Origin of the sequence: Janthinobacterium sp. RA13, from assembly GCF_000745325.1 — a bacterium.
Lineage (GTDB): Bacteria > Pseudomonadota > Gammaproteobacteria > Burkholderiales > Burkholderiaceae_D > Janthinobacterium > Janthinobacterium rivuli.
In genome coordinates this window covers 2257661-2279362 of record NZ_JQNP01000001.1, presented here as the reverse complement: position 1 = coordinate 2279362, position 21702 = coordinate 2257661, and the positions used below count along the sequence as shown (strand labels likewise).

The 21702-nt window shown below is 64.5% G+C and carries 21 protein-coding genes; 10 read left to right on the top strand and 11 right to left on the bottom strand.

Annotated features, from left to right (window positions below; genetic code table 11):
• Positions 1 to 15 precede the first annotated feature (15 nt).
• From ispF to FG13_RS09955, 3 genes are read left to right on the top strand one after another with little or no spacing between them, the layout of a single operon-like run.
• Positions 16 to 519 (top strand): 2-C-methyl-D-erythritol 2,4-cyclodiphosphate synthase, encoded by a 504-nt coding sequence (ispF, locus tag FG13_RS09965; protein ID WP_035820499.1) that lies wholly within the window; start codon positions 16 to 18, stop codon positions 517 to 519.
• A 36-nt stretch (positions 520 to 555) separates the two neighbouring features.
• Positions 556 to 1719 (top strand): PQQ-dependent sugar dehydrogenase, encoded by a 1164-nt coding sequence (locus tag FG13_RS09960; protein ID WP_035820497.1) that lies wholly within the window; start codon positions 556 to 558, stop codon positions 1717 to 1719.
• A 57-nt stretch (positions 1720 to 1776) separates the two neighbouring features.
• Positions 1777 to 2079 carry a hypothetical protein gene (locus tag FG13_RS09955; protein ID WP_035820495.1) on the top strand — a complete coding sequence of 101 codons (303 nt, stop codon included), beginning with the start codon at positions 1777 to 1779 and terminating at the stop codon, positions 2077 to 2079.
• 3 nt (positions 2080 to 2082) lie between these two features.
• Here FG13_RS09955 and FG13_RS09950 read toward each other — a convergent pair whose 3' ends face one another.
• Positions 2083 to 3297 (bottom strand): MFS transporter, encoded by a 1215-nt coding sequence (locus FG13_RS09950; protein WP_035820493.1) that lies wholly within the window; start codon positions 3295 to 3297, stop codon positions 2083 to 2085.
• A gap of 92 nt (positions 3298 to 3389) precedes the next feature.
• Between FG13_RS09950 and FG13_RS09945 the strand changes: the two genes are divergently transcribed.
• On the top strand, positions 3390 to 4010 hold the full coding sequence (locus FG13_RS09945) for a TetR/AcrR family transcriptional regulator (RefSeq protein ID WP_035820491.1): 621 nt from the start codon (positions 3390 to 3392) through the stop codon (positions 4008 to 4010).
• On the opposite strand, the gene FG13_RS09940 is transcribed toward FG13_RS09945, so the two are convergent.
• Entirely contained in the window at positions 4011 to 4349 is a 339-nt protein-coding gene (locus tag FG13_RS09940; RefSeq protein ID WP_034779482.1) for an MmcQ/YjbR family DNA-binding protein, read from the bottom strand.
• Between the two features lie 513 nt (positions 4350 to 4862).
• On the opposite strand from FG13_RS09940, the gene FG13_RS28915 reads away from it, so the two are divergent.
• Complete coding sequence (locus FG13_RS28915) at positions 4863 to 5246, top strand: PEP-CTERM sorting domain-containing protein (protein ID WP_081922798.1); 384 nt, start codon at positions 4863 to 4865, stop codon at positions 5244 to 5246.
• 111 nt (positions 5247 to 5357) lie between these two features.
• On the opposite strand, the gene FG13_RS09930 is transcribed toward FG13_RS28915, so the two are convergent.
• From FG13_RS09930 to FG13_RS09905, 6 genes are all read right to left on the bottom strand, one after another.
• Complete coding sequence (locus FG13_RS09930; RefSeq protein ID WP_035820488.1) at positions 5358 to 6338, bottom strand: FHA domain-containing protein; 981 nt, start codon at positions 6336 to 6338, stop codon at positions 5358 to 5360.
• On the bottom strand, positions 6335 to 7738 hold the full coding sequence (locus FG13_RS09925; RefSeq protein ID WP_035820486.1) for a S1 family peptidase: 1404 nt from the start codon (positions 7736 to 7738) through the stop codon (positions 6335 to 6337). The genes FG13_RS09930 and FG13_RS09925 overlap by 4 nt, the downstream gene beginning before the upstream one ends.
• Positions 7739 to 7809: 71 nt before the next feature.
• Complete coding sequence (gene ribA / locus FG13_RS09920; RefSeq protein WP_035820484.1) at positions 7810 to 8463, bottom strand: GTP cyclohydrolase II; 654 nt, start codon at positions 8461 to 8463, stop codon at positions 7810 to 7812.
• A gap of 220 nt (positions 8464 to 8683) precedes the next feature.
• On the bottom strand, positions 8684 to 10927 hold the full coding sequence (locus tag FG13_RS09915) for a PhoX family protein (protein ID WP_035820482.1): 2244 nt from the start codon (positions 10925 to 10927) through the stop codon (positions 8684 to 8686).
• A 156-nt stretch (positions 10928 to 11083) separates the two neighbouring features.
• Positions 11084 to 11470 carry a DoxX family protein gene (locus FG13_RS09910; protein WP_035820481.1) on the bottom strand — a complete coding sequence of 129 codons (387 nt, stop codon included), beginning with the start codon at positions 11468 to 11470 and terminating at the stop codon, positions 11084 to 11086.
• A 27-nt stretch (positions 11471 to 11497) separates the two neighbouring features.
• Positions 11498 to 12199 (bottom strand): pirin family protein, encoded by a 702-nt coding sequence (locus tag FG13_RS09905; RefSeq protein WP_035820478.1) that lies wholly within the window; start codon positions 12197 to 12199, stop codon positions 11498 to 11500.
• A 162-nt stretch (positions 12200 to 12361) separates the two neighbouring features.
• Between FG13_RS09905 and FG13_RS09900 the strand changes: the two genes are divergently transcribed.
• Positions 12362 to 13288, top strand: coding sequence for a LysR family transcriptional regulator (locus tag FG13_RS09900; protein ID WP_035820476.1), 927 nt, complete (start codon positions 12362 to 12364; stop codon positions 13286 to 13288).
• A gap of 165 nt (positions 13289 to 13453) precedes the next feature.
• Complete coding sequence (locus tag FG13_RS09895) at positions 13454 to 15610, top strand: putative bifunctional diguanylate cyclase/phosphodiesterase (protein WP_035820474.1); 2157 nt, start codon at positions 13454 to 13456, stop codon at positions 15608 to 15610.
• Between the two features lie 11 nt (positions 15611 to 15621).
• On the opposite strand, the gene FG13_RS09890 is transcribed toward FG13_RS09895, so the two are convergent.
• Together FG13_RS09890 and FG13_RS09885 are read right to left on the bottom strand one after the other, a co-directional pair.
• Positions 15622 to 16155 carry a DUF4256 domain-containing protein gene (locus FG13_RS09890; RefSeq protein ID WP_035820473.1) on the bottom strand — a complete coding sequence of 178 codons (534 nt, stop codon included), beginning with the start codon at positions 16153 to 16155 and terminating at the stop codon, positions 15622 to 15624.
• A gap of 64 nt (positions 16156 to 16219) precedes the next feature.
• On the bottom strand, positions 16220 to 17128 hold the full coding sequence (locus tag FG13_RS09885; protein WP_035820471.1) for a LysR family transcriptional regulator: 909 nt from the start codon (positions 17126 to 17128) through the stop codon (positions 16220 to 16222).
• A gap of 98 nt (positions 17129 to 17226) precedes the next feature.
• On the opposite strand from FG13_RS09885, the gene FG13_RS09880 reads away from it, so the two are divergent.
• Complete coding sequence (locus tag FG13_RS09880; RefSeq protein WP_035820468.1) at positions 17227 to 18447, top strand: MFS transporter; 1221 nt, start codon at positions 17227 to 17229, stop codon at positions 18445 to 18447.
• Here FG13_RS09880 and FG13_RS09875 read toward each other — a convergent pair.
• Positions 18435 to 19328 (bottom strand): LysR family transcriptional regulator, encoded by an 894-nt coding sequence (locus FG13_RS09875; RefSeq protein WP_035820467.1) that lies wholly within the window; start codon positions 19326 to 19328, stop codon positions 18435 to 18437. The genes FG13_RS09880 and FG13_RS09875 overlap by 13 nt on opposite strands.
• 98 nt (positions 19329 to 19426) lie before the next feature.
• Between FG13_RS09875 and FG13_RS09870 the strand changes: the two genes are divergently transcribed.
• Complete coding sequence (locus FG13_RS09870; protein ID WP_235211709.1) at positions 19427 to 20533, top strand: alpha/beta hydrolase; 1107 nt, start codon at positions 19427 to 19429, stop codon at positions 20531 to 20533.
• On the top strand, positions 20530 to 21702 hold the full coding sequence (locus tag FG13_RS09865) for an MFS transporter (RefSeq protein WP_035820465.1): 1173 nt from the start codon (positions 20530 to 20532) through the stop codon (positions 21700 to 21702). Before FG13_RS09870 ends, FG13_RS09865 begins: the two co-directional genes overlap by 4 nt.

Here is a 21702-nt window from a genome sequence, read left to right as displayed (position 1 = left end):
GAATCGAAAGACCGCATGACGACCATCACCACTCCCGTATTGCCATTTCGCATCGGCCAGGGCTATGACTGCCACGCGCTGGTGGAAAACCGCGACCTGATCATCGGCGGCGTGAACATCCCCCATCACCTGGGCTTGCTCGGCCATTCCGATGCCGACGTGCTGCTGCACGCGATCACGGATGCCATCTTCGGCGCCGCCGCCCTGGGCGACATCGGCCGTCATTTCCCCGACACGGACGTGCAATTCAAGGGCGCCGATTCGCGCACCCTGCTGCGCGAAGCCGTGCGCCGCGTGCAGGCCACCGGTTATATCATCGGCAATATCGACGCCACCATCATTGCCCAGCGCCCGAAAATGGCGCCGCACATCGCCGCCATGTGCGCCAATGTGGCCGAGGACCTGGGCGTGAGTGTGGGGCAGGTCAACATCAAGGCCAAGACGAATGAAAAACTGGGCTACCTGGGCCGTGAAGAAGGCATCGCGGCCGAAGCCGTGGCCTTGCTGCTGCGCGCCTGATACGCCACCGACCATCGACCACTGACAGGAGAGAGCATGTTCCAGCGACGCCGTATCAGCATTGTGCTTGCATGGGCACTGACCGCCGCGCCATCGGCCTGGGCAGAACTGCAAGCGACGGGCGAGCCGCCCGCCGCGAAACAGGGCTGGAAGGCCGAGACCGTCGCGCAGGGCGTGCGCCAGCCCTGGGGCATCGCCTGGCTGGGCGAGGGGCGCGCGCTCGTCACCAGCAAGCAGGGCACTTTGCACCTGCTGAACGGCAAGAAATTCGAGGACGTGGCGCTGGAAGGCATGCCCAAGATATTTACGGGCGGGCAGGGCGGCCTGCTTGATATCGTGATTCACCCGCAAGATGCCAGCAAGCCGAATCCACGCGTCTACATGACGGTGTCGACGGGTACGAATGACGCCAACCGCACGACCCTCGTGCGCGGCGTGTTCGACGGCAAAAAGGTGACGGGCATCCAGACCCTGTTCAAGGTGGCCACGGACAAGAGCGGTGGCCAGCACTTCGGTTCGCGCCTGCTGTGGCTGCCGGACGGTACTTTGCTGATGAGCGTGGCCGATGGCGGCAATCCGCCGTTGCGCATTGGCGACCGCCTGGCGCGCGAACAGGCGCAAAACCTGGCCACGCACCAGGGTTCCATCCTGCGCCTGACGGAAGACGGCAAACCGGCGCCCGGCAATCCGCTGGCGGCCAAGGGCGCCTTGCCGGAAATCTGGTCGTACGGCCACCGCAACGTGCAGGGGTTGGCGCTCGATCCCGTCTCCGGCCGCGTGTGGGCCACGGAACACGGCCCGTACGGCGGCGATGAGCTGAACCTGGTGGTAGCGGGCGGCAACTACGGCTGGCCCCTGCAAAGCTATGGCGCCGACTACACGACGCATGAACCGGTCGGCAAGCACGAAGTGGCGGGCATGCTCAATCCGAGCGTGGCCTGGGTGCCATCGCCGGCGCCGTCGGGGCTGGCCGTCTACACGGGCGACAAGATTGCCGCCTGGCGCGGCAGCATCTTCAGCGGCGGCCTCGCGGCCCAGGATATCCGCCGCATCGCCGTCGATGCAAATGGCAAGGTGACGGGGCAGGACCGCCTGTCCATCGGCGCGCGCGTGCGCGACGTGCGCCAGGGGCCGGACGGCTATCTGTACGCGCTGACGGATGAAGACAAGGGACGCTTGCTGCGCATCGTGCCGCAGTAACACGGCAGGCGCCCACTTCGCTTAAGATGGCGCCTTTACTTCATTCAAGGTGGCGGCATGGCCCGTGATACTTATGCATACCGGCACGTCGCCGTCGAATCGCGCGCGATTCATGGCAAGGTGGAAATCCGCCCCGTGCCGGGCCAGGCTTTTTCACCGGAACTGGCCGTGCAGTGTTCGCGCCGCCTGGTCGACCTGCAACAGTACCCGCTGGGCAGCCGCTTTCTGCTCTTTGCCAAGCTGACGGACCGCCTGGGCGGCACGCCTTTCCTGTATGCGTATCACGGCGATGCGGACGTGGTGATGACGCCGGCCGAAGTGACGAAATTCCTTGGCGAATTCCGTCGCGGCCGCATTTGACATCTACGAGGCCATGCAGGCCGCGCCGGTCTTGACGCTGGCGCGCGGCTTGCCGAAAATGGCGATCGTCAGCGCGCAGCCGAGGGCGAACAGGCCACCGATGACCATCGCGCTCGATACACCGAGCCGGTCGACGGCCATGCCTCCCAGCAAGGCGCCCGACGCCAGCGACACTTGCACGATGGCGACAAACAGCGCGCTGCTGCCTTCCATCAGTTCCGGCGCCGCCTTGAACATCCACGTCTGCACGGCGATCGGCATGGCGCCGAAACCGAAACCCCACACGGCCACCAGCAGCATGGCGGTGAGCGAGTGGCTGCCGAACGCGGCCAGGGCCAGAGTGGACATGCCCAGCACGGCACCCGTCACCATCAGCGCGGCCCGTTCGTAGCGGCCGGCGGCCCAGCCGCCCGCGAGGTTGCCGATGAAGCCGGAAGCGCCGTAGACGAGCAGCATGGCGCTGACCGTGCCGGCCGCCAGGTGCGAGATTTGTGTGAGGAAGGGCGCGATGTACGTGTAGGCGGCGAACTGGCCCGTGAAAAGCATGGCCGTGGCGATCAGACCCAGGCGTGCCTTGCGGATGCCGAAAATCATCGGCAACTGGCGCAAGCGGATGGCTTGTGTCGGCCGCAGCTTGGGCAAGAGGAGCAACTGGCCGAGGAAGACCAGCACGGCGATGGCGCTGGCCGCGCCGAAAGCGACCCGCCAGCCCACCAGTTCGCCCACCAGCGCACCGGCCGGCACGCCCGCCACCGTGCCCAGCGAGACGCCGGCGAAGATGATGGACATGGCGCGCGATGCATGTTGCGGCGCCACCAGGCGCGGGCCGATGGCGCTGCCGATGGCCCAGAAGCCGCCGACACCGACGCCCAGCATGGCGCGGCCCAGCAGTATCCACGCGTACGAGGGAGCCAGCGCCACCAGCAGGTTCGAGGCGACCAGCAGGGCCGTGAGGGCCAGCAGCACGATGCGGCGGTCCAGGCGGCCCGAGCCGACGGTGACGAAGATGGCGGCAAACGCGGCAACGATGCCGGGCGTGGTGATCATCAAGCCCGCCTGGCCCTTGCTGATGGACAGTTCGGCGGCCATGGCCGGCAGCAGGCCGACGGGCAGGAATTCGGAGGTAACGAGGGCGAAGGCGCCGATGCCGACCGACAGGACGGCCAGCCATGGCGCCACGGTGGTATCGTCGCCAGTAGCGTTGGAAGGTGTTTGCATGTGAGGTTCCTGAAAAGCCGGATGGTTTTTAACCGGTCGGTATATAATCAGGGCAGGCAGACATCGTTGTCAATAATTTTTTACCGAACGGTATGAAACAAGATAAAAAAGAGGCGGTAGGCAAGGCAAAAACGGGGCGGCCACGCACCTTCGACGAGGACGCGGCGCTCGATTGCGCCATGAAAGTATTCTGGGAAAAGAGCTATGAAGGCAGTTCCTTGCCGGAATTGACGAAAGCCATGGGCATGAACCGGCCCAGCCTGTATGCCGTCTTTGGCAACAAGGAACAATTGTTCCACAAGGCGCTCGAGCGCTACAGCGACACGCGCATGCGGTTTTTCGATGCGGCGCTGGAACAGCCGACGGCGCGCCAGGTGGTGGAAGCCTTGCTGACGCAATATGTCGACGCGCAAACCATGCCCGACGGGCCGCACGGCTGCATGGGCGTGAATGCGGCGCTGGCGTGCAGCGACGATGCCTTGCCGATCCGCGATGAATTGTTCGCGCGCCGGCTGCGCGGTGAAATCAAACTGCGCGACCGCTTGCGGCGCGCCAGGGAAGAGGGGGATTTGCCGCCCGATTCCTGCCCCGAGCAGCAGGCGCGCTTTGTCGTGACCCTGTCGCAGGGCATGGCCATCCAGGCGGCGGCTGGCGTCTCGCGCGAACAGTTGCAGCAGATGGTGGGTTTGCTTCTGCGCAATTGGCCCTTGTAACTACCCTGTCGGGGCGATGGTCTTGGCCAGGTCGCTGGGCGCCTTGCGCCGCCAGGCGGCCGTCAGGGCGGCGGCCAGCATGTCCAGTTCGGCGTCCGCCAGGCGCACCGTGATGCCGGCCAGGCGTTCGCCCCACCAGAGTTTCTCGCAGCCCGATGGCGTGATGACGGTGGCGATGTGCGCCGCTTCCGCATCGAGCAGTACGTTGATGTGCTCGTCATCGGGCAGGGTGGCGAAGATCTTCCCGCCCACGCGGAAGGCCGGACGGTCGTGGTGTTCTTCCTCGGTGGTGTCGGGAAACGACAGTGCCAGATAGCGTAGTTCTTCCAGGTCGACCATTCCTCTTTCCCCCTGTTCGGATAGATAGCAGCGTGACTACATTTTGCCATGCTGTTTCGCCCCGTGGTGCAGCGGCATGCGAAAAGAAATGCGCACGATGCGACACTGGCGCGCGCGTTTGTGGTGCTAGCGCGACAGGTCCGGCTGGCGCGCGAGGGGCACAATGCCCTTGCAGGCAGGATTGCCCAGCCTGTTTTGGCGTGCTTGCCATAAAAGTATCTTGCATGACTAAAAGAAAAATACTTTTCCTCCAGGGAATTTAAGATAGAATAGATTCAACGTTTCACCTGACCCGTCAATTGTCTGGTTTTGTCCCGGGAACCCGAACCCTTTCCAGGACGCTTGCAGTGCCACCATGGCACGCCGCAAGTCCGCGCTGTTTTGCGGAAGCCACGTCCCCGACCGCTCATCCTTGCACTTCCCGCGCTACGCCGACACGCCTCAATGCAGCGTGTATTCAGCTCAAGCGCCTTCACGCCTGTTGCGCCCGTTGAATACTGATTGGAGACCATCATGAAAAACTTGCCCAAATTTGCCTTGTCCTTGATCGTTGCCGGTGTGTTTGCCCAGGCGAACGCCAGCACCGTCCCCTTGTCCTCCGGCTACTCGGACGCTGGCGCACACCCTTCCGCCGTATATGGCGCGACGAGCGAGTACCTCGGCGGTTCGAAGTCTTTGCTGGTCGATAGCCATGCCTTGAGCCTCTTAGGCCTGGAAAACTGTTGCGATGCCGGCGAGCAAGTGCCGGTCAAGGCGGCCAGCAACCATCCCGCCAGCGTTGCCGGCGGCGACAGCCTGGTGTCGGAAGTGCCGGAACCGACCATCTACGCCATGCTGCTGATCGGCCTGGGCCTGCTGGGTTTTACGGCGCGCCGCAAGCAGGATGACAAATTCTAAGCGCAAGTTCTAAGCGCCCGTTTTAACAGCACGACTCTGCGCGCCTCGCGGCGCACGTAAAAAAGCCCGCCGGTCTGCCAGGACACGGCGGGCTTTTTGCATGGCGGCGGCTCAATCGCCGCTGTCTTCGTCTTCGTCGGCACCCTTGGCCGCCTTGCCCCGCTCGGCGTCGACGGCGCGCTGCAGGCCGGCTGCATCGCGGAAGAAGGCGTCCGTCGTACTGTCCGGGCTGACACGCAGGACCGGAGGGTAAATGACCGACATGTATGTCTCGTCGGCCAGGCGGCCGCTGATCTGCAGGTTGCTCAGCAGGATCAGGGTCGAGCCCATGATCGCCAGCACGACGGCGACGAGGCCGAAGCGGCGCGGATGCTGCGGTTTGATCGTGCACAAATGGTAGTAGATCATGACGCAGATGATGACGATGAACATGTGCCGTCCGTAGCGCGTCAGCGCTTCCAGCGACAGCGCATACGCCGCCACGTTGCTGCCCAGTTCCCACACTTCCATGGCCAGCAAGCCGCAGCCGATGATGAACAGGTGGCGGCCGAAGCGCGCCACATGGCCGAACAGCCGGTTTGCCACGGCCCAGACCGACGCCCACACGAGGCCGCCGGCCAGCGCGTAGGCGATGATCATCAGGTAGGAAATCGGCTCGAAGGCGTCCGCATCGCTGAGCCAGTTGCTGAAGGCCGCCGAGGCGCCGATCATGGCCAGGCCGGCGACGGCGGGGCGCAAGCCTTCCCAGTCGTGCCGGGTCGTGTCGCCCAGTTCGGGCGCCACCGGATGATCACTGGCGCGCACGCGCAGGCGCGTGTGGCCGAGGCGCACGATGCTGTTGCCGCTCATGGCCACTTGCAATTGCCGCTGTCCCCGGTGGATCACGCCATTCTGGCTGCCCAGGTCGCGCAGCAGCAGGCCGCCTGCGCCGTCGTCCTCGACGATGGCGTGCTGGGCCGCCGTATGCGCGTCGTCGAGGATGAAGTCGTTGTCATAGCCACGGCCGATGCGGATCGGCAGGGACTCGATCCGCCGGCGTTGCCGCACTTCGCCATTCTCGGCGAGGATTTCAAGGTAATAGGGGGGCTTCATGGCTTGCGGCTGCTGGTGGTGGAGGGCGCGCGCGACAGCGCTTCGAGGAAGGTGCGCGTGACGCGCATGCCGTTGGCGTAGGATACGCCGCGCGCGTCGATGCGGCTTTGCAGGCTCATGAGTGGCTCGTCGGTGCTGGCGGCCAGCAGGGCAAAGTCGTACAGTCCCGTAAACTTGCGGTAGGCGCGCACGCACAGCACGGCGCGCAGGGGCAGGGTCTTGTTCTTGACGAACTGTTCGGTGCACTGCGGGCCGGTCAGGTTAACGCTCTTGTAGCTGCCGAAACTTTCATTCTTGAATGACGCGCTGGCCAGCTCGGAAAAGCGCAGGGCGCCCAGTTCGCTGCTGCGTAAAAATTCGTGGCGCATCGACACTTGCCCCGTCTGCAGGGCGCCGGAAATGAAGATGGCCGACTCCATGGCGCAACTGGTGTTGTCGAGCATGTAGGGCTTGTCGGACTTGACGTTGGAGCGGCCCCAGCAGCGCATCTGGTCGGACTCGCGCACGGGCACGCGGTACGGGCCCATGGCTTTCAGGCTCAAGGGCATGTCGAGCAGGCGCGCCAGCATGACTTCCTGGTGCGCCAGCAGTTGCGCCGTCACCAGGGGCTTGAAGTCTTTCGGCGGCTTGCCTTGCTGCGCCACCTTGGCCAGCAATTGCTGGGCATAGCGGGCGGGCACTAGGAAACTGACGAGTTCGCCATCGAGGCGTTTCGAGACATTGATGCCGGCGACGTCGCCATTCGCCGTGACGCTGGGGCCGCCGCTCATGCCGGAATTGATCGGCCCCGTAAACATCAGCTGGTCGTAGAAGCTGCGCGTGACGACGCCGTTGTACGAGCCTTCCGAAATGGCGAAGCCCAGGTCCAGCGGATTGCCCATCGAATACAGGTACTGGCCCTGCGTCAGCGGCGCCAGCGCTTCCGGCATCTTGAAGAAGCCAGTACCGTGGCGGTTCACGCGCAATACCGCCAGATCGTGCAGCACGTCGACGGCCAGCAATTCCACGTTACCGCGCTGGCCGCTCGTGTCGACCCACTCGCCGACATAGGTATCGGGGTCGAGCGCGAACTGGGACACGACATGATAGTTGCTGACCACCAGGTCGCCCGTGCCGATCAAGAAGCCCGAACCGACGGACGACTGCGTGCGGCCGTTCTTCAGCAGCACGCGCACTTGCAGGATGTCGGCGCGCGCGGCAGTGTACAGCTTTTGCGCGGCGGACGAGGGCGGCGGCAAGGCCGCATGTTCGGTGGCGGCGGGCGCGGCGGTGGCCGGCAGCGGTTTGATTGGGGGAGTCGATGCGGTGGGGGCCGCGGCTGGCGCAGGTGCCGGGGCCGCGTGTGCGCCTGCCGCAGCGCACAGGCTGGCCAGCAGGAAGGCGTAGTCAGATAATTTCATGCATCCTTTGTGCGTGAGCCGGAGTGAGGCCGGCGCCCGGGTGACACGCCGTTCCGCGCCAGCCCGGGGAACTACAGGGCGCCGTCTTCCAGTGCCGGCGCCGTTTCCGGCGTCATCATGTGACCGAGCTTGCTTTGCTTGGTATTCAGGTAGTGCTGATTGAAGGCGTTGCGGTTGACCAGCAGCGGCACCCGTTCGGCCACCGTGATGCCCAGCGCTTCCATGGCGGCGATTTTGCGCGGATTGTTCGTCATCAGGCGCAGGCTGTGGATGCCGAATTGCGCGAACATGGGTTTGCACAAGGTGTAGTTGCGCGCGTCGGCCTTGAAGCCCAGCTGTTCATTCGCCTGCACCGTGTCGGCGCCCGCTTCCTGCAGGCGGTAGGCGCGGATCTTGTTGATCAGGCCGATGCCGCGCCCTTCCTGGCGCAGGTACAGCAGGATGCCGCGACCTTCTTCGGCGATGCGCTTCAAGGCGCCCTCGAGCTGGGCGCCGCAGTCGCAGCGCTGCGAAAACAGCACGTCGCCCGTCAGGCACTCGGAATGCACGCGCGCCAGCACCGGTTCGCCGTTGCCGACATCGCCCAGCACCATGGCCAGGTGTTCCTTGCCCGTCGCGTGCTCGACAAAGGCGTGCAGGGTGAACTGGGCCCACGGCGTCGGCAGTGCGCAGGAAGTCGTGTAATCCAATTCGCCTGTCGCCAGGAGGTCTGCGCCGCTTTGCATGGTTGTGCTCATATAAGTAATTATCAAAAATAAAAGGCGCGCGACACCACTCCGGTGCCGGCGCGCCTTGCCATCATACCAAAAAGCAGGGAAACGTTTTCCCTGGCTGCCATTCGGTCGTTGCAATGTCTGGTGATAAACCTTACTTAGGGGCACTTCCTCCTTTTACAAGGTGCATTGCTGGCTTTGCCTGGCGGATGCCTCCGCCAGGCACGGTCCATCAGCTGCCGATGCGTCCGCCGTCGTTCTTGGTGATCACGATGGTGGCCGAGCGCGGACGCTTGCCGGCGCCATAACCGGCGTTGGCCGGCCATTGGCTCGTGTATTTGGATGGGTCGCCGATATTCGCCAGCGAGGTGTTTTCGCCCGGATGCTGGATGTTGATGAACATGGTCTTGCCGTCAGGCGTTTCGCTGATGCCCGTGATTTCCGAGCCGACCGGCCCCACCAGGAAGCGCTTAAGCGTGTCGGCCGTGGGTTTCTTGCCGATGAAGGTGTCGACGGCCAGGTTGCCGCCGGCCGCCGTCGCGTAGTTCAGGGTCGATTTGGCGCCGTCGCCGACCTTGCCTGGAATGGCGGCCAGCATCATGCAGTTGGTCACGTCCGTGTACGCGCCATCGTCCGTCTGGATCCAGCAGATGCCCGTGTAGGGGCTGAAGGCCAGGCCGTCAGGGCTGGAGAAATCCTGGTCGGCCGTCAGGTTCGACAGGTTGATCTTGCTGGCGTCGGCGCCGCTCTCGGAGCCAAACAGGTAGACATCCCACGTAAAGCTGGTGGCCGCGGCCGCGCCCGTGCCTTCCTTGAAGCGGATGATGTGGCCGTTCGGATTGCCGTTTTGCGCGCTGCGGCCCTTCATGTCCGTATAGGCGCGCGGGTTGGCGCTGTCCGGCGCCAGTTGCGACGAGCCGCTCGGATTGACGGTGCGGTTCGAGTTGTTGGTCAGCGTGTAATAGATCTCGCCATTCGCCGGGTTGACCGAGCACCATTCCGGGCGATCCATTTTTGTCGCGCCCACGGCGTCGGCCGCCAGGCGGGCATTCACCAGCACGTCGGCCAGGTCGGCGAACTTGTAGGCGCCGTAGGCCTGGATCTGCGCGTTCGACATGGCCAGCTCGATCCACTGGCCCGTGCCGTCGGCGGCCAGCTTGGCCACGTACAGCTTGCCCGAATCGAGGTATTTGTCGCCGGTGGCGATACGGTCAGCCGGGTTCGCGTCGGCGGCGGCCCAGACGGCCGTCGTGACGAATTTGTAGATGTACTCGTTGCGTGAATCGTCGCCCATGTACACGGCCAGCTGCTGGCCCACGGCCGGCACGCTGAAGGCGGCGCTTTCGTGCGCGTAGCGGCCCAGGGCCGTGCGCTTGCGGATGGCTTTGGTCTTGTCGTACGGGTCCATCTCGACGATGTAGCCCATGCCGTTCAATTCATTGCGGTAGTCGTCGCTGCCGTTGGTCGAGGCGCCGATCTTGCTCAGGTTCCAGCGCGCGTACTTGTCGTCGCTGCCGCCCGTTTCCCAGCCGTGGCGCGAGGCGCCGCCCTGGCTGCGGCCATAGCGGTTCAGCGAAACGACGGATTTGTCGCCGCGTGCCGCGTTGTCGGTGGCCGAGCGGGTGAAGTAGCCGGCCCAGTTTTCTTCGCCGGACAGGTAGCTGCCCCAAGGCGACTTGCCCGTGCCGCAGTTATTGATGGTGCCGCGCGTCTTGGTACCGGTCGGCGAATACTTGGTGACCACGAGGGCGTTGCCGCGCACGGGACCGGCAATCTCGATGTCCGTCAGCGGCGTGACCCGGCGGTTGAAGGCGGAATCGTTGACGGTGGCCCAGGCGCTGCCCGTCTTCTTGACTTCCACTACGCTCAGGCCGTGGACGGCGACTTCCTTGTCGACTTCGGCCGCAGGGCGGGGCAGCGAGGTGGTGCCGCCATTCACGTGCAGGAAGTGCGAGGACAGTTTTTCGTCCGTGGTCGCTTCGTGGTTCATCGCCAGCAAGCCACGTTCGGCGCCGGACGCCAGCGGCGCACCGGCGGCGGACAGGCCGTAGTATTCCATGCCGTCGTGGTGGTCGCCGGCGCGGTTGTCGAAATCGGTATCGCTGCCATCGTTCTTGTAGGCTGGCGTGGCCGCGCGCAGCGAGTCGCCCAGCGCGTACAGGGCTGTGGCCGTGTAGCCGGCCGGTACCGACACGACGTCGGCCAGGCTTTTCGGCACGGCCGTGAAGGCCAGCAGTTTCTCGGGTGTTGGGGTTGGCGTTGGCGTGACGGCCGCCGCGTCGCTGCCGCCACCGCAGGCGGACAGGCCCATCGAACCCATGACGGCGGTCGCGGCCGTGACGGCGCTGCCGCGCAGCCAGTTACGGCGGCTCAGGCGGGCGTTCAGGATGCTGTTGAAATGGTTGTCGTGGGACGCTTGGCTGTCAATGTCGTTCAGATCGGTGGCGCTGATGGCCAGATCGTTGGGCTTGTTCATGGGCTGCGATGTCCTGTGGTTGCGTGATTTAAGGGCAACCGGATGATAATCAGTTAATGTGACAGCGCCATGTCAGCCTGATGACAAAACAATGACAGGCCGCCGGCCGGGCGGGCCGCGTCGATGACGGGCCCGTCCGGTCAGGCAGCCTTGGTCTTATTTGGTCTGGCGAAAACCGCGCTCCACCAGCAAGAGCATGCCGCCGAAGATGGACAGGTTCTTCAGGAAGTTCGTCAGCTGGTCCTGAAAGTGGGCCGCATCGGCGCTCCAGAAGGCGTGGAAGATGAGCGTCGTCGGGATCAGGAACAGCGCCAGGGCCAGCGCCGCCCAGCGCGCCTGCCAGCCCGTGATCAAGAGCAAGCCGCCGCCCACTTCCAGCACGATCACGCCGACCAGCAAGATATTGGCGATGGGCAAGCCCTGGCTGGCCATGTAGCCGGCCACACCGGCAAAACCGCCGATTTTCAGCAAGCCCGAGACAAAGAACAGCACGCCAAGGGCGGCACGGCCGAGGGGCAGCAATACGTTGCTTCTGTTTTCCATGATTTTCTCTTTCGTTGTATTTATCAATTATTTAGGCAGGTCGAAGAGCAGGAATTCCGCATCTTCCGGCTGAGTGATGATCACGGCCGCTTCCTGCGTCAGTTTCAGCGCATCGCCCGCTTTCAAGGGCGTGCCGTTGACGACCAGGCTGCCGCGGATCAGGTGCACATAGGCGAGGCGGCCTTCGTCGAGCGCATGTTCGGCCTGTTCGCCTTCCTGCAGGATGCTGGCGTAGATGGCCGCATTCTGGTGGATCAGCACGGAACCCTGGCGGCCGTCGGAAGAGGCGATCAGGCGCAGCTTGCCCCGTTTGCTGTCCGGCGTGAAGTGTTTCTCTTCATAGCTGGGGGGAATGCCCGTCACGTTCGGCTGGATCCAGATCTGCAGGAAGTGCAAGCCATCCGTTGCCGAGTGGTTGAACTCGCTATGGCGCACGCCGCTGCCGGCGCTCATGCGCTGCACATCGCCGTAGTGCAGGACGGAACCGGTGCCCATGCTGTCCTTGTGTTCCAGCGCGCCGTCGAGCACATACGAAATGATTTCCATGTCGCGGTGGCCGTGCGTGCCGAAACCCTGGCCAGGCGTGACCCGGTCTTCATTGATCACCAGCAGGGGGCCAAAGCCCATGTGCAGCGGATCGTGGTAGCTGCCGAAGGAAAAGCTGTGGTGGGAATTGAGCCAGCCGTGGTTGGCGGCGCCGCGTTCTTCGCTATGACGAATCTGTAACATGGTGGACTCCGTTTCTATAAGTTAATGTGCGATAATTTCGAAGGACCGTTGCCTGGCGCTGTGCCGTGGCCTCTGCCCTTCGCTGTACGATGAACAAAGTATAGACCCCTGTTCGGCGAAAGAAAAACGGAAAATCTTGCGACCTATGATCGAAAAAATCGAATGTTAAGACTGAGCCTGGAAGCCCTGCAAATCGTTGACGCCATCGACCGCCGCGGATCGTTCTCGTCGGCCGGCAAGGAATTGCATAAAGTCCCGTCCACCATTTCCTATACGGTGGCCAAGCTGGAAGATGACCTGGGCGTGCAGGTGTTCCAGCGCAATGGCCCGAAAGTCATGCTGACGGCGGCCGGCCAGGAATTGCTGAAAGAAGGCCGTTATCTATTGAAGGCGGCGCAGGACCTCGAGCACCGCGTGCGCAGGGTGGCGTCTGGCTGGGAAACGGAATTGTCCATCGGCATCGATTCCATGTTTTCCGCCGTGGCCCTGGCCGACGACGTGCGCGCCTTTTACGACGTGGCGCAGCAGACGCGCCTGCGCCTGTCGCAAGACACGCTGTCGGGCACGTGGGAAGCGCTGCTGGACCGGCGCGCCGACTTGCTGGTGGGCGCGCCCGGCGACGGGCCGGCCGGCGGCGGCTATATCGCGCAGCCGATCGGCATGCTCGACTTCGTGTTTACCGTGGCGCCCACGCACCCGCTGGCCCAGGTGCAGGAACCGTTGTCGCGCGGCCACCTGCAGCAATACCGGGCCGTGGTGGTGGCCGATTCGGCGCGCCAGATGGCGCCGCGCACGGTGGGTTTGCTGCTGGGGCAGGATGCCTTGAGCGTGCCAAACATGCAGGTCAAGTTCGATTACCAGGTGCTGGGGCTGGGCTTTGGCTTCCTGCCGGGGCCGTGCGCGCGGGCCGCCATCGCGCGCGGCTTGCTGGTGGAAAAGGCCGTGGAAGAACCGAAACCGTCGGAAACGTTTTACCTGGCCTGGCGAGTGGGCGAGGACGGCGCCGCATTGCGCTGGTGGATGGCGCGCATGCGCGAACCGGATGTGTTTGCACGCCTGGCGCAGCATCTGCCGGGCCATTCGGCGTAGGTCTTAAAATGTTGACATACGCCAACATTTTTAAGTTACCATATTCGCAGTATTTCGACCGTCTTTCTGCTCCGACTTGTATGCCCCACAGTGGGATTTTGATGATTACACACACCGCAGCGCCCCTGATACCTTCCCCTGACCTGGCCCACGAGTGGGGATGCCATGCTTGAGGCGAAGGTTGCGCTGTGCCTGCGCCTGGCCCAGGATGCCCGTGAACAGGCGGGGCCGCAGCAGGCCGCCACCCTGGCGCGGCTGGAGGAGGAACTGGAGCGGCTGCGCGGCGCCAGCCGCCCCGTGGTGCGCGTGGCGCCCCCCGACGCCTTGCTGGAAATCGATCCCGACGGCTTTTTGATCGGCTGGAACCATGGCGCCGAACAGATGTTCGGCTATTCCGAACTGGAAGCGCTGGGCCAGCACATCCTGTTTTTGTATCCGGAAGACGACGCGGAAGCGAGCGTGCTGGAGTTGCATTTCACCCAGGGCGACGTGGCCACCGATGTGCGCCGGCGCAAGAAGTCGGGCATGGTGACGTGGCTGCGCATGCACCGCCACGTGATCCACGACCAGGCCGGCAAGGCCTGCGGCATGGCCGTGCGCCTGTCGGCCATGAGCGAGCCGCTGTCCGACGTGGACAAGGTGAGGTTGCACGCACGCATCATCGAAGACAGCGAGCAAGCCGTGCTGATCACGGATGCGGAAGAGCGCATCGTCTCGATCAACAGTTCGTTTTCCCGCATCACCGGCTATTCGCCGGCCGAAGCCATCGGCCGCACGCCGGACTTGCTGCGCTCGGGCGTGCACGACCCCGATTTCCGCGCCAAGGTGCGCGCCGCCATGCGCGGCCACGGCTCCTGGCGCGGCGAAATCATCGGCAAGCGCAAGAATGGCGAACTGTTCCCGCAAGACGTCACCATCAGCGTCGTGCGCGACGAATTCGGCGAAATCAGCCACGTGTTTTCCCTGTTTTCCGATATCTCGGTGCACAAGGATGCCGAAGCGCGCATGCAGCGCATGGCCAACTACGACAGCCTGACGGGCTTGCCCAACCGCTGCCTGTTGAACCAACTGGTCGACCAGGGCCTGGCCGAAGCGAAACGGCAAGGCACGCATGGCGCGCTGATGGTCATCGACATCAGCCGCATCGGTTCCATCAGCGACACCCTGGGCCATGAAGTGGGCGACCAGCTGGTGATCGCCATCGGCCAGCTGTTCCGTGGCGCCCTGCGCGACGCCGACATCCTGGCGCGCGTCGACAACAGCAAATTCGTCGTGGCCCTGCTGCATATCGAAAAGCGCGAACACGCGGCGAATGTGGCGCAAAAGCTGCTCAACCTGCTCGAGGCGCCGATCAATATCGATGCCCACGCGCTGCACGTGGGTGCCAGCATCGGCATCACCGTGTATCCGGAAGACGGCCTGGAAGCGCCAGCCCTGTTCCGTTTTGCCGACGTGGCCGTGGCCAAGGCGGGGCAGACGATCGAATCGACCTTCCTGTTTTACCGCGAAGACATGAACCGCCGGGCCAAGGAGCATTTGCGCCTGGAAAGCGAAATGCGGCTGGCCCTGGGCGACAAGGAGCTGGAGTTGCATTACCAGCCGAAAGTGAGCCTGGCCAGCGGGCGCATCGTCGGCGCGGAAGCCTTGCTGCGCTGGAAGCATCCGATGCGCGGCATGGTCTCGCCCGGCCTGTTCATTCCCGTTGCCGAGGAAACCAGTTTGATTCTGGAGCTGGGCACGTGGGTGCTGGACGAGGCCTGCCGCCAGATCCGCAACTGGGAAGACCGTGGCCTGCACATGCCGGCCATCGCCGTCAACCTGTCGGCGCGCCAGTTCGATGAACAGTTGCCGGCGCGCATAGCGGCCGTGCTGGAACGCTACGGCGTGCGGCCCGACCAGATCATGCTGGAAATCACGGAAAGCCTGCTGATGCGCGGCGCCGACAAAGTGATCGACATCATGAACCAGCTGGTGGCCATGGGCCTGGCGCTGGCGCTGGACGACTTCGGCACCGGCTATTCCAGCCTCGCGTACCTGAAGAAATTCCCCATCAGCACACTGAAAATCGACCGCTCCTTCGTCATCGGCTTGCCCTTCGAGGAAAACGATTGCGCCATCGCCCGCGCCATCGTCACCATGGCGCAGCAGCTGCGCCAGGAAATCGTCGCCGAAGGGGTGGAAACGGCCGAGCAGATGCGCTTCTTGCGCGAACTCGGCTGCGACCAGCTGCAAGGTTATCTGTTCAGCCCGGCCGTGACGGCGGCCGAGTTCGAGCTGATGCTCGATGAAGGCCGGCAGTTGCGGCTGGAGGAGCTGGCCTGAGCCGGCGATTGTCAGACGGTTAGTCGCCCACGGAAACCCCGGCTCGCATAATACGATTCGGCGCCATTGTGGTAGACGAAGACCTGGTCATAGCGGCGGTCGCAAAACAGGGCGCCGCCCAGCGCCCGGATGCTGTCCGGCGTGGCGATCCAGCTCGACGTTTTCCGGTCGAACGGTTCCAGTTCCTGCAACTGGCGGTACTGCGTTTCCGTCAGCAGTGTGACCCCCATCGTTTGCGCCATGGCCATGGCGCTGCCGGCCGGCTTGTTGGCCTTGCGCGCGGCCAGGGCATCAGCATCGAAACACAGGCTGCGCCGGCCGAGCGGGCTTTCTGCCGAACAATCGCAAAACGTGACGGCGCCCGTGTCGCCGGCGTGCCCGATGACGTCCGGTTCGCCGCCCGTGTCTTCCATTTGCTGCAATACCGCCAGGCTGGCAGGAGCGGCGTTCAGCCGCGCCAGCACCTTGTCCCACGTCCATTGCGGATGGCGGTGAATGTGCTGGCTGAAGCGGGTTTGCAAGGTGTGGATCAAGTCATCGTGCATGGCGCGGCTCCCTGGAAGTTCAATGGTACGGCCGATTATAAGACGCGATGTGTGTCGGCGGCGCTCACCCCAGCTGCACTTTTTCCAGCAGGTAATCAAGCATCACGCGCACCCTGGCCGGCACCTGCAAACCCGGTCCCACGAAGACGGCGTGCACGAGTTCCTTGTCGCCGGGATTGTAGTCCTGCAGCACGGGGAACAAATCGCCTCGCTCGATATCGCGCAGCACGTGCTGGCGTGAAAAGCGTCCCAGTCCCATGCCTGCCAGCACCAGCTGGCGCATGCTTTCGCCATCGCTGACGCAGGTATTGCCCTGCGGCGCCACTTGCACGGTGTTGCCCGTTTCATCGAGAAAGGGCCAGGTTTCGTTCTGGCAGCGGAAGTTGAAGGCCAGCAGATTATGTGAAGACAATTCCTGCGGCGTGCGCGGCAGGCCGTGCCGTGCCGCGTAGGCGGGCGACGCCACGACGACCATCGCGTCTTCGCCGAGTTTGCGCGCCACCAGGTTCGATTCCTTCAGCTTGCCCGTGCGGATGGCGATGTCGGTGCGGTCTTCCAGCAAGTCGACGATGGCGTCGCTGACGACGACGTCAAGCACGATGTCGGGATAGCGCTGCGCGAACTCGGGCAGGATCGGCAGCAGATGGCGCACGCCGAACGGCACGAAACAGTTGATGCGCAGGCGTCCGCGCGGCGCCGCCCCCTGCGATGCTTCGCGCTCGGCGCCATCGATATCGTCGAGGATGCGCTTGCATTGCACGAAGAAAGCGTCGCCCTCGGGCGTCGTGTGCAGCTGGCGCGTGCTGCGCTGGAGCAGTCGTGCGCCCAGCCGCGCTTCCAGGCGATTGACGAGCTTGCTGACGGCCGACGGCGTCAAGGCCAGGCGGCGCGCGGCGGCGGAAAAGGCGCCCGTTTCCACCACGGCCACAAACACGGCCATCTCGAACGCACGGTTGATGTCTTGCCTGGCCATTATTGAATCCATTTCACAGGTGTTTCCATTATTGGAGTCTATATCAAAAGCGGAATGCCCGATACACTGGCTGGCTTGAACTCTGCCGGAGAACTGCCATGACCACCGCAAGTCCTGTTTCACCTCATTCCAGCAAGATGCCGCCCGGCGTGCTGGCGCTGGCCGTCGGCGCCTTTGCCATCGGCGTCACTGAATTCATCGTCGTCGGCATCCTGCCCACCATCGCGAAAGATTTGCAGATTTCCATCGAATCTGCCGGCTCGCTGGTGAGCCTGTATGCGCTGGCGCTGGCCATCGGCACGCCGCTGCTGGTGCTGCTGATGTCGCGCCTGCCACGCAAGGCGGCCCTGCTGGGGCTGATGAGCGTGTTCCTTGCCGGCAACCTGCTGGCCGCCTTCTCGCACACGTTTGAATTGTTGCTGCTGGGGCGGGTCATCACGGCCGTGGCGCACGGCACCTACTTTGCCATCGGCGCCACCGTGGCGGCCAGCCTGGTCAGCAAGGAACAGGCGGGCAGGGCGATTTCCGTCATGTTTGCGGGATTGACCTTGGCCATGGTGATCGGCGTGCCCTTCGGCAGTTTTCTGGGCAACCTGATGGGCTGGCGCTTGCCCTTCTTTGCCGTGGTGGTCTTGGCCGCGCTGGGCCTGGGCGCCATGGCGCGCTGGCTGCCGGCCGGTTTGCAGCAGGGCAAGGGCGGCAAGGCCATGACGCAGCTGGCGGCCCTCGGCAGCGGCTCCATTATCACCATGATGGCCGTGACGACGTTTGGCTTTGGCAGCAGCTTTGCCGCCTTCACGTTCATTACGCCCATCCTGACGGATGTGACGGGTTTTTCCGCCACCATGGCCAGCGCCTTGCTGATCGTGTTCGGCATCGCCACCTTTGCCGGCAACCTGGCGGGCGGCTACCTGACCAGTCACCTGGGATGGCAAAAGGCCTTGCGCCTGATGCTGCTGTTGCTGGCCGTCACGCAGGCGGGCGTGGCGCTGAGCATCAGTTCACCCTGGATGATGACGGTGATGCTGTTCGTCTGGGGCGTGTTCGCCTTTGGCCTGTCGCCCGCCCTGCAGGCCGGCATGCTGGCCACGGCCGAGCGCTACACGCCGCAAGCCGTCGATTTTGCCTCGGGCCTGAACATTTCCGCGTTCAATCTCGGCATTTCCTTCGGTTCCATGCTCGGTGCGCTGATGGTCTCGCGCCACATGATGGCCTTGTCGCCATGGGCCGGCGTGGCGGCAGCCTTGCTCGCCTTGCTGCCGCTGGCCTGGCTGGCGCGCAAAAATGTGGCCATAGCGTGCCCAAATCAGGCGCGGTAGCGCAGCGCCTCCACGAAGGCTGAAAACGCGGGCGTGGCCTGGCGCCGGTTCGGGTAGTACAGATGGTAGCCCTGGAAGGTGGGACACCAGTCGGCGAGGATTTCGACCAGCCGGCCATCGGCCAGGTAGGGCGCCAGCAGCGGCTCGGGCACGTAGGCCAGGCCGATGCCGTCGAGCGCCGCATTGAGCACGTGCATGATGCTGTTGAAGACCAGCTGGCCTTCGGCCTTGACGGCAAAGGCTTGCCCATCCTTTTCGAATTCCCACGCGTAGATGGCGCCAGCGGGCCGGTGGCGGATATTCACGCAGGCGTATTCCGTCAGCGCATGCGGCGTCGCGGGTGCGCCATGGCGCGCGAAATAGGCGGGCGACCCTACCACGGCCAGGCGCCAGTCGGGGCCGATGCGCACGGCGATCATGTCCTTGCTGATGGCTTCGCCCAGGCGGATGCCGGCGTCGAAGCGCTGCTCGACGACGTTCGTAAAGCCGTAGTCGACCACCAGTTCCAGCGTGATGTCGGGATAGTCGCGCAGGAAGCCGGCCAGCATGGGCCGCAGCAGCAATTCGATATGGTCGTCGGTGCAGGTGACGCGGATGGTGCCCCTGGGCTTGTCGCGCAGCGCGCCCAGCGCCTCGACCTCGGCGGCGATCTGCTCGAACAGGGGCGCGATGGCCAGCATGAGCTTTTCACCCGCGTCGGTGGGCGCCACGTTGCGCGTGGTGCGCGCCAGCAGGCGCACGCCCAGCCGTTCTTCCAGGGTGCGGATGGTATGGCTGAGCGCGGACGCGGTGATGCCCAGCCTGGCGGCGGCCCTGGTAAAGCTGCGTTCCCGCGCCACGGCGAGGAAGGCTTGCAGATCGTTGACTTTGGCTTGGCTCATTACTGAATTTTTCTCATAACTACATCAAGATTGTACCCGCTAATCAAAAGAGCTTGCCTGCGTCAAGATGGTGCCCTGACTTTTAAAGGAGCATGGGCATGAAGACAACACGCATGAAAACGACAGCTGGCCGCCGCGAATTCGTCAAGGCAGCGGGCACGGGCATGGCGGCACTGGGCGTCCTATCCGTCCTGGGCGCACCCATTTTCGCCACCGCCGCGCCGGCCTTGCCGGCCATGCCCGATGGCGCCGACAATTTCTACAAAAGCGGCAAGGTGACGGTGCAGCCGGTGCGCTTCCGAAACCAGTACCAGATGACGGTTGCCGGCAATCTGTTCCTGCCGGCGCAGCTGGACCCCGCTCGTCGGCACGCCGCCATCATCGTTGGCCACCCGATGGGCGCGGTCAAGGAGCAAAGCGCGAACTTGTATGCGACCAAAATGGCCGAGCAGGGCTTCGTCGCCCTGTCGCTGGACCTGTCGTTCTGGGGCGAGAGCGAAGGGCGGCCGCGCAACGCCGTCTCGCCCGATATCTACGCCGAGGATTTCAGCGCGGCCGTCGATTTTCTCGGCGCACAAGCGCTTGTCGACAGCGAACGCATCGCCGCCATTGGCATTTGCGGCAGCGGCAGCTTTGTCATCAGCGCGGCCAAGATCGACCCGCGCATCAAGGCCGTCGCCACGGTGAGCATGTACGACATGGGCAGCGTCAGCCGCCATGGCTTGCGCCGCTCGCAAACGCTGGCGCAGCGCCAGGCGTATATCGCCGCGGCCGCGCGCCAGCGCCAGGTGGAGTTTGCCGGCGGCGCCACCGCCTACACGAGCGGCACCTTGCCCGAGCTGAGCGCCAACGCGGGGCCCATCGAACGCGAATTCCACGATTTCTACCGCACGCGGCGCGGCGCCTACATCCCGGCCGGCCAGCTGCCCGAGCGCGCCACCCGTCCCACCTTGAGCAGCAATGTGAAGTTCATGAATTTCTATCCCTTCATGGATATCGAGACGATCTCGCCCCGTCCGCTGCTGTTCATCACTGGCGACCAGGCGCACTCGAAGGAGTTCAGCGAGGATGCCTACCGGCGCGCCGCCGAGCCGAAGGAACTCCATTACGTTGCCGGCGCCGGCCACGTCGACCTGTATGACCGCGTGACCCTGATCCCGTGGGACAAGCTGACGTCGTTCTTCCAGCGCGCCCTGGCGGCATGAGCGCGGTCCGCAGCGAGGCGGCAGCGCCCGCGTTCTGGGGCGGCATCTTTGCCATAACCCTGTGCGTGTTCACCCTGATCGCCTCCGAATTCATGCCGGTCAGCCTGCTCACGCCCTTGGCGGCGGACTTGCACGTCAGCGAAGGCCTGGCCGGCTATGGCATCGCCATCTCGGGCGCCTTCGCCGTGCTGGCCAGCCTGTCCATCGCTACCCTGGCGGCATCGATGAACCGCAAGACCTTGCTGCTGCTGTTGACGGGCCTGATGTGCGTGTCGGCGCTGGTGGTGGGGCTGGCCACCAGCTACGCGATGTACATGGCGGGGCGCGCGCTGATCGGCGTTGTGGTGGGGGGATTCTGGTCGATGTCGGTGGCCGTGGCGATGCGCCTCGTGCCCAGCCACAGCGTGCCCAGGGCGCTGGCCATCTTCAACGGCGGCAATGCGCTGGCGACTGTGGTGGCCGCGCCGCTGGGCAGCTATCTGGGCGCCAGCATCGGCTGGCGCGGCGCCTTCCTGTGCCTGGCGCCGGTGGCGCTGCTGGCGCTGGCCTGGCAGTGGTGCAGCCTGCCATCGATGCCGGCGGCGCCGCGTTCGGCCCGTTCCGGCCAGGTCTTGCGCCTGCTCGAACGCCGCCAGGTCGCCCTGGGCATGCTGGCCGTCGGCGCGTTCTTCATGGGGCAGTTCGTGCTGTTTACCTATGTGCGACCGTTCCTGGAAAACGTCACGCGCGTCGGCGTGCCCACCTTGTCGATGCTGCTGCTGGCGATCGGCGTGGCCGGCTTCATCGGCACGGCGCTGATCGGCGTCGCGCTGCGGCGTGGCCTGTACCGCACGCTGGTCGCCATCCCCTTGCTGATGGCCGCCATCGCGCTGGCCCTGCTGGCGTTCGGCGACGAGCTGGCGCCCGTCTTCGTGCTGCTGGGGCTATGGGGATTGCTGGCGACGGCCGCGCCCACGGGCTGGTGGTCGTGGCTGGCGCAGACCTTGCCTGATGACGCCGAAGCCGGTGGCGGCCTGATGGTGGCCGTCGTCCAGCTGTGCATCGGCTTCGGTTCCACCGTGGGCGGCATCCTGCTCGACGGCTACGGCTTTCGCGCTACCTTCACGGCCAGCGCCGCGCTGCTCGTGCTGGCGGCGCTGCTGGCCTGGCGCACGGCGCGGCTGAGGTGA

Bases quoted from the DNA above. Each gene is read 5' to 3' on its own strand.
- FG13_RS09950 (WP_035820493.1), bottom strand. From the start codon at position 3,297: ATGCAAACACCTTCCAACGCTACTGGCGACGATACCACCGTGGCGCCA.
- ispF (WP_035820499.1), top strand. From the start codon at position 16: ATGACGACCATCACCACTCCCGTATTGCCATTTCGCATCGGCCAGGGC.
- FG13_RS09890 (WP_035820473.1), bottom strand. From the start codon at position 16,155: ATGCACGATGACTTGATCCACACCTTGCAAACCCGCTTCAGCCAGCAC.
- FG13_RS09875 (WP_035820467.1), bottom strand. From the start codon at position 19,328: ATGAGCCAAGCCAAAGTCAACGATCTGCAAGCCTTCCTCGCCGTGGCG.
- FG13_RS09905 (WP_035820478.1), bottom strand. From the start codon at position 12,199: ATGTTACAGATTCGTCATAGCGAAGAACGCGGCGCCGCCAACCACGGC.
- FG13_RS09915 (WP_035820482.1), bottom strand. From the start codon at position 10,927: ATGAACAAGCCCAACGATCTGGCCATCAGCGCCACCGATCTGAACGAC.
- FG13_RS09880 (WP_035820468.1), top strand. From the start codon at position 17,227: ATGACCACCGCAAGTCCTGTTTCACCTCATTCCAGCAAGATGCCGCCC.
- FG13_RS09885 (WP_035820471.1), bottom strand. From the start codon at position 17,128: ATGGCCAGGCAAGACATCAACCGTGCGTTCGAGATGGCCGTGTTTGTG.
- FG13_RS09870 (WP_235211709.1), top strand. From the start codon at position 19,427: ATGAAGACAACACGCATGAAAACGACAGCTGGCCGCCGCGAATTCGTC.
- FG13_RS28915 (WP_081922798.1), top strand. From the start codon at position 4,863: ATGAAAAACTTGCCCAAATTTGCCTTGTCCTTGATCGTTGCCGGTGTG.
- FG13_RS09945 (WP_035820491.1), top strand. From the start codon at position 3,390: ATGAAACAAGATAAAAAAGAGGCGGTAGGCAAGGCAAAAACGGGGCGG.
- FG13_RS09865 (WP_035820465.1), top strand. From the start codon at position 20,530: ATGAGCGCGGTCCGCAGCGAGGCGGCAGCGCCCGCGTTCTGGGGCGGC.
- FG13_RS09940 (WP_034779482.1), bottom strand. From the start codon at position 4,349: ATGGTCGACCTGGAAGAACTACGCTATCTGGCACTGTCGTTTCCCGAC.
- FG13_RS09955 (WP_035820495.1), top strand. From the start codon at position 1,777: ATGGCCCGTGATACTTATGCATACCGGCACGTCGCCGTCGAATCGCGC.
- FG13_RS09910 (WP_035820481.1), bottom strand. From the start codon at position 11,470: ATGGAAAACAGAAGCAACGTATTGCTGCCCCTCGGCCGTGCCGCCCTT.
- FG13_RS09930 (WP_035820488.1), bottom strand. From the start codon at position 6,338: ATGAAGCCCCCCTATTACCTTGAAATCCTCGCCGAGAATGGCGAAGTG.
- FG13_RS09900 (WP_035820476.1), top strand. From the start codon at position 12,362: ATGTTAAGACTGAGCCTGGAAGCCCTGCAAATCGTTGACGCCATCGAC.
- FG13_RS09925 (WP_035820486.1), bottom strand. From the start codon at position 7,738: ATGAAATTATCTGACTACGCCTTCCTGCTGGCCAGCCTGTGCGCTGCG.
- FG13_RS09895 (WP_035820474.1), top strand. From the start codon at position 13,454: ATGCTTGAGGCGAAGGTTGCGCTGTGCCTGCGCCTGGCCCAGGATGCC.
- FG13_RS09960 (WP_035820497.1), top strand. From the start codon at position 556: ATGTTCCAGCGACGCCGTATCAGCATTGTGCTTGCATGGGCACTGACC.
- ribA (WP_035820484.1), bottom strand. From the start codon at position 8,463: ATGCAAAGCGGCGCAGACCTCCTGGCGACAGGCGAATTGGATTACACG.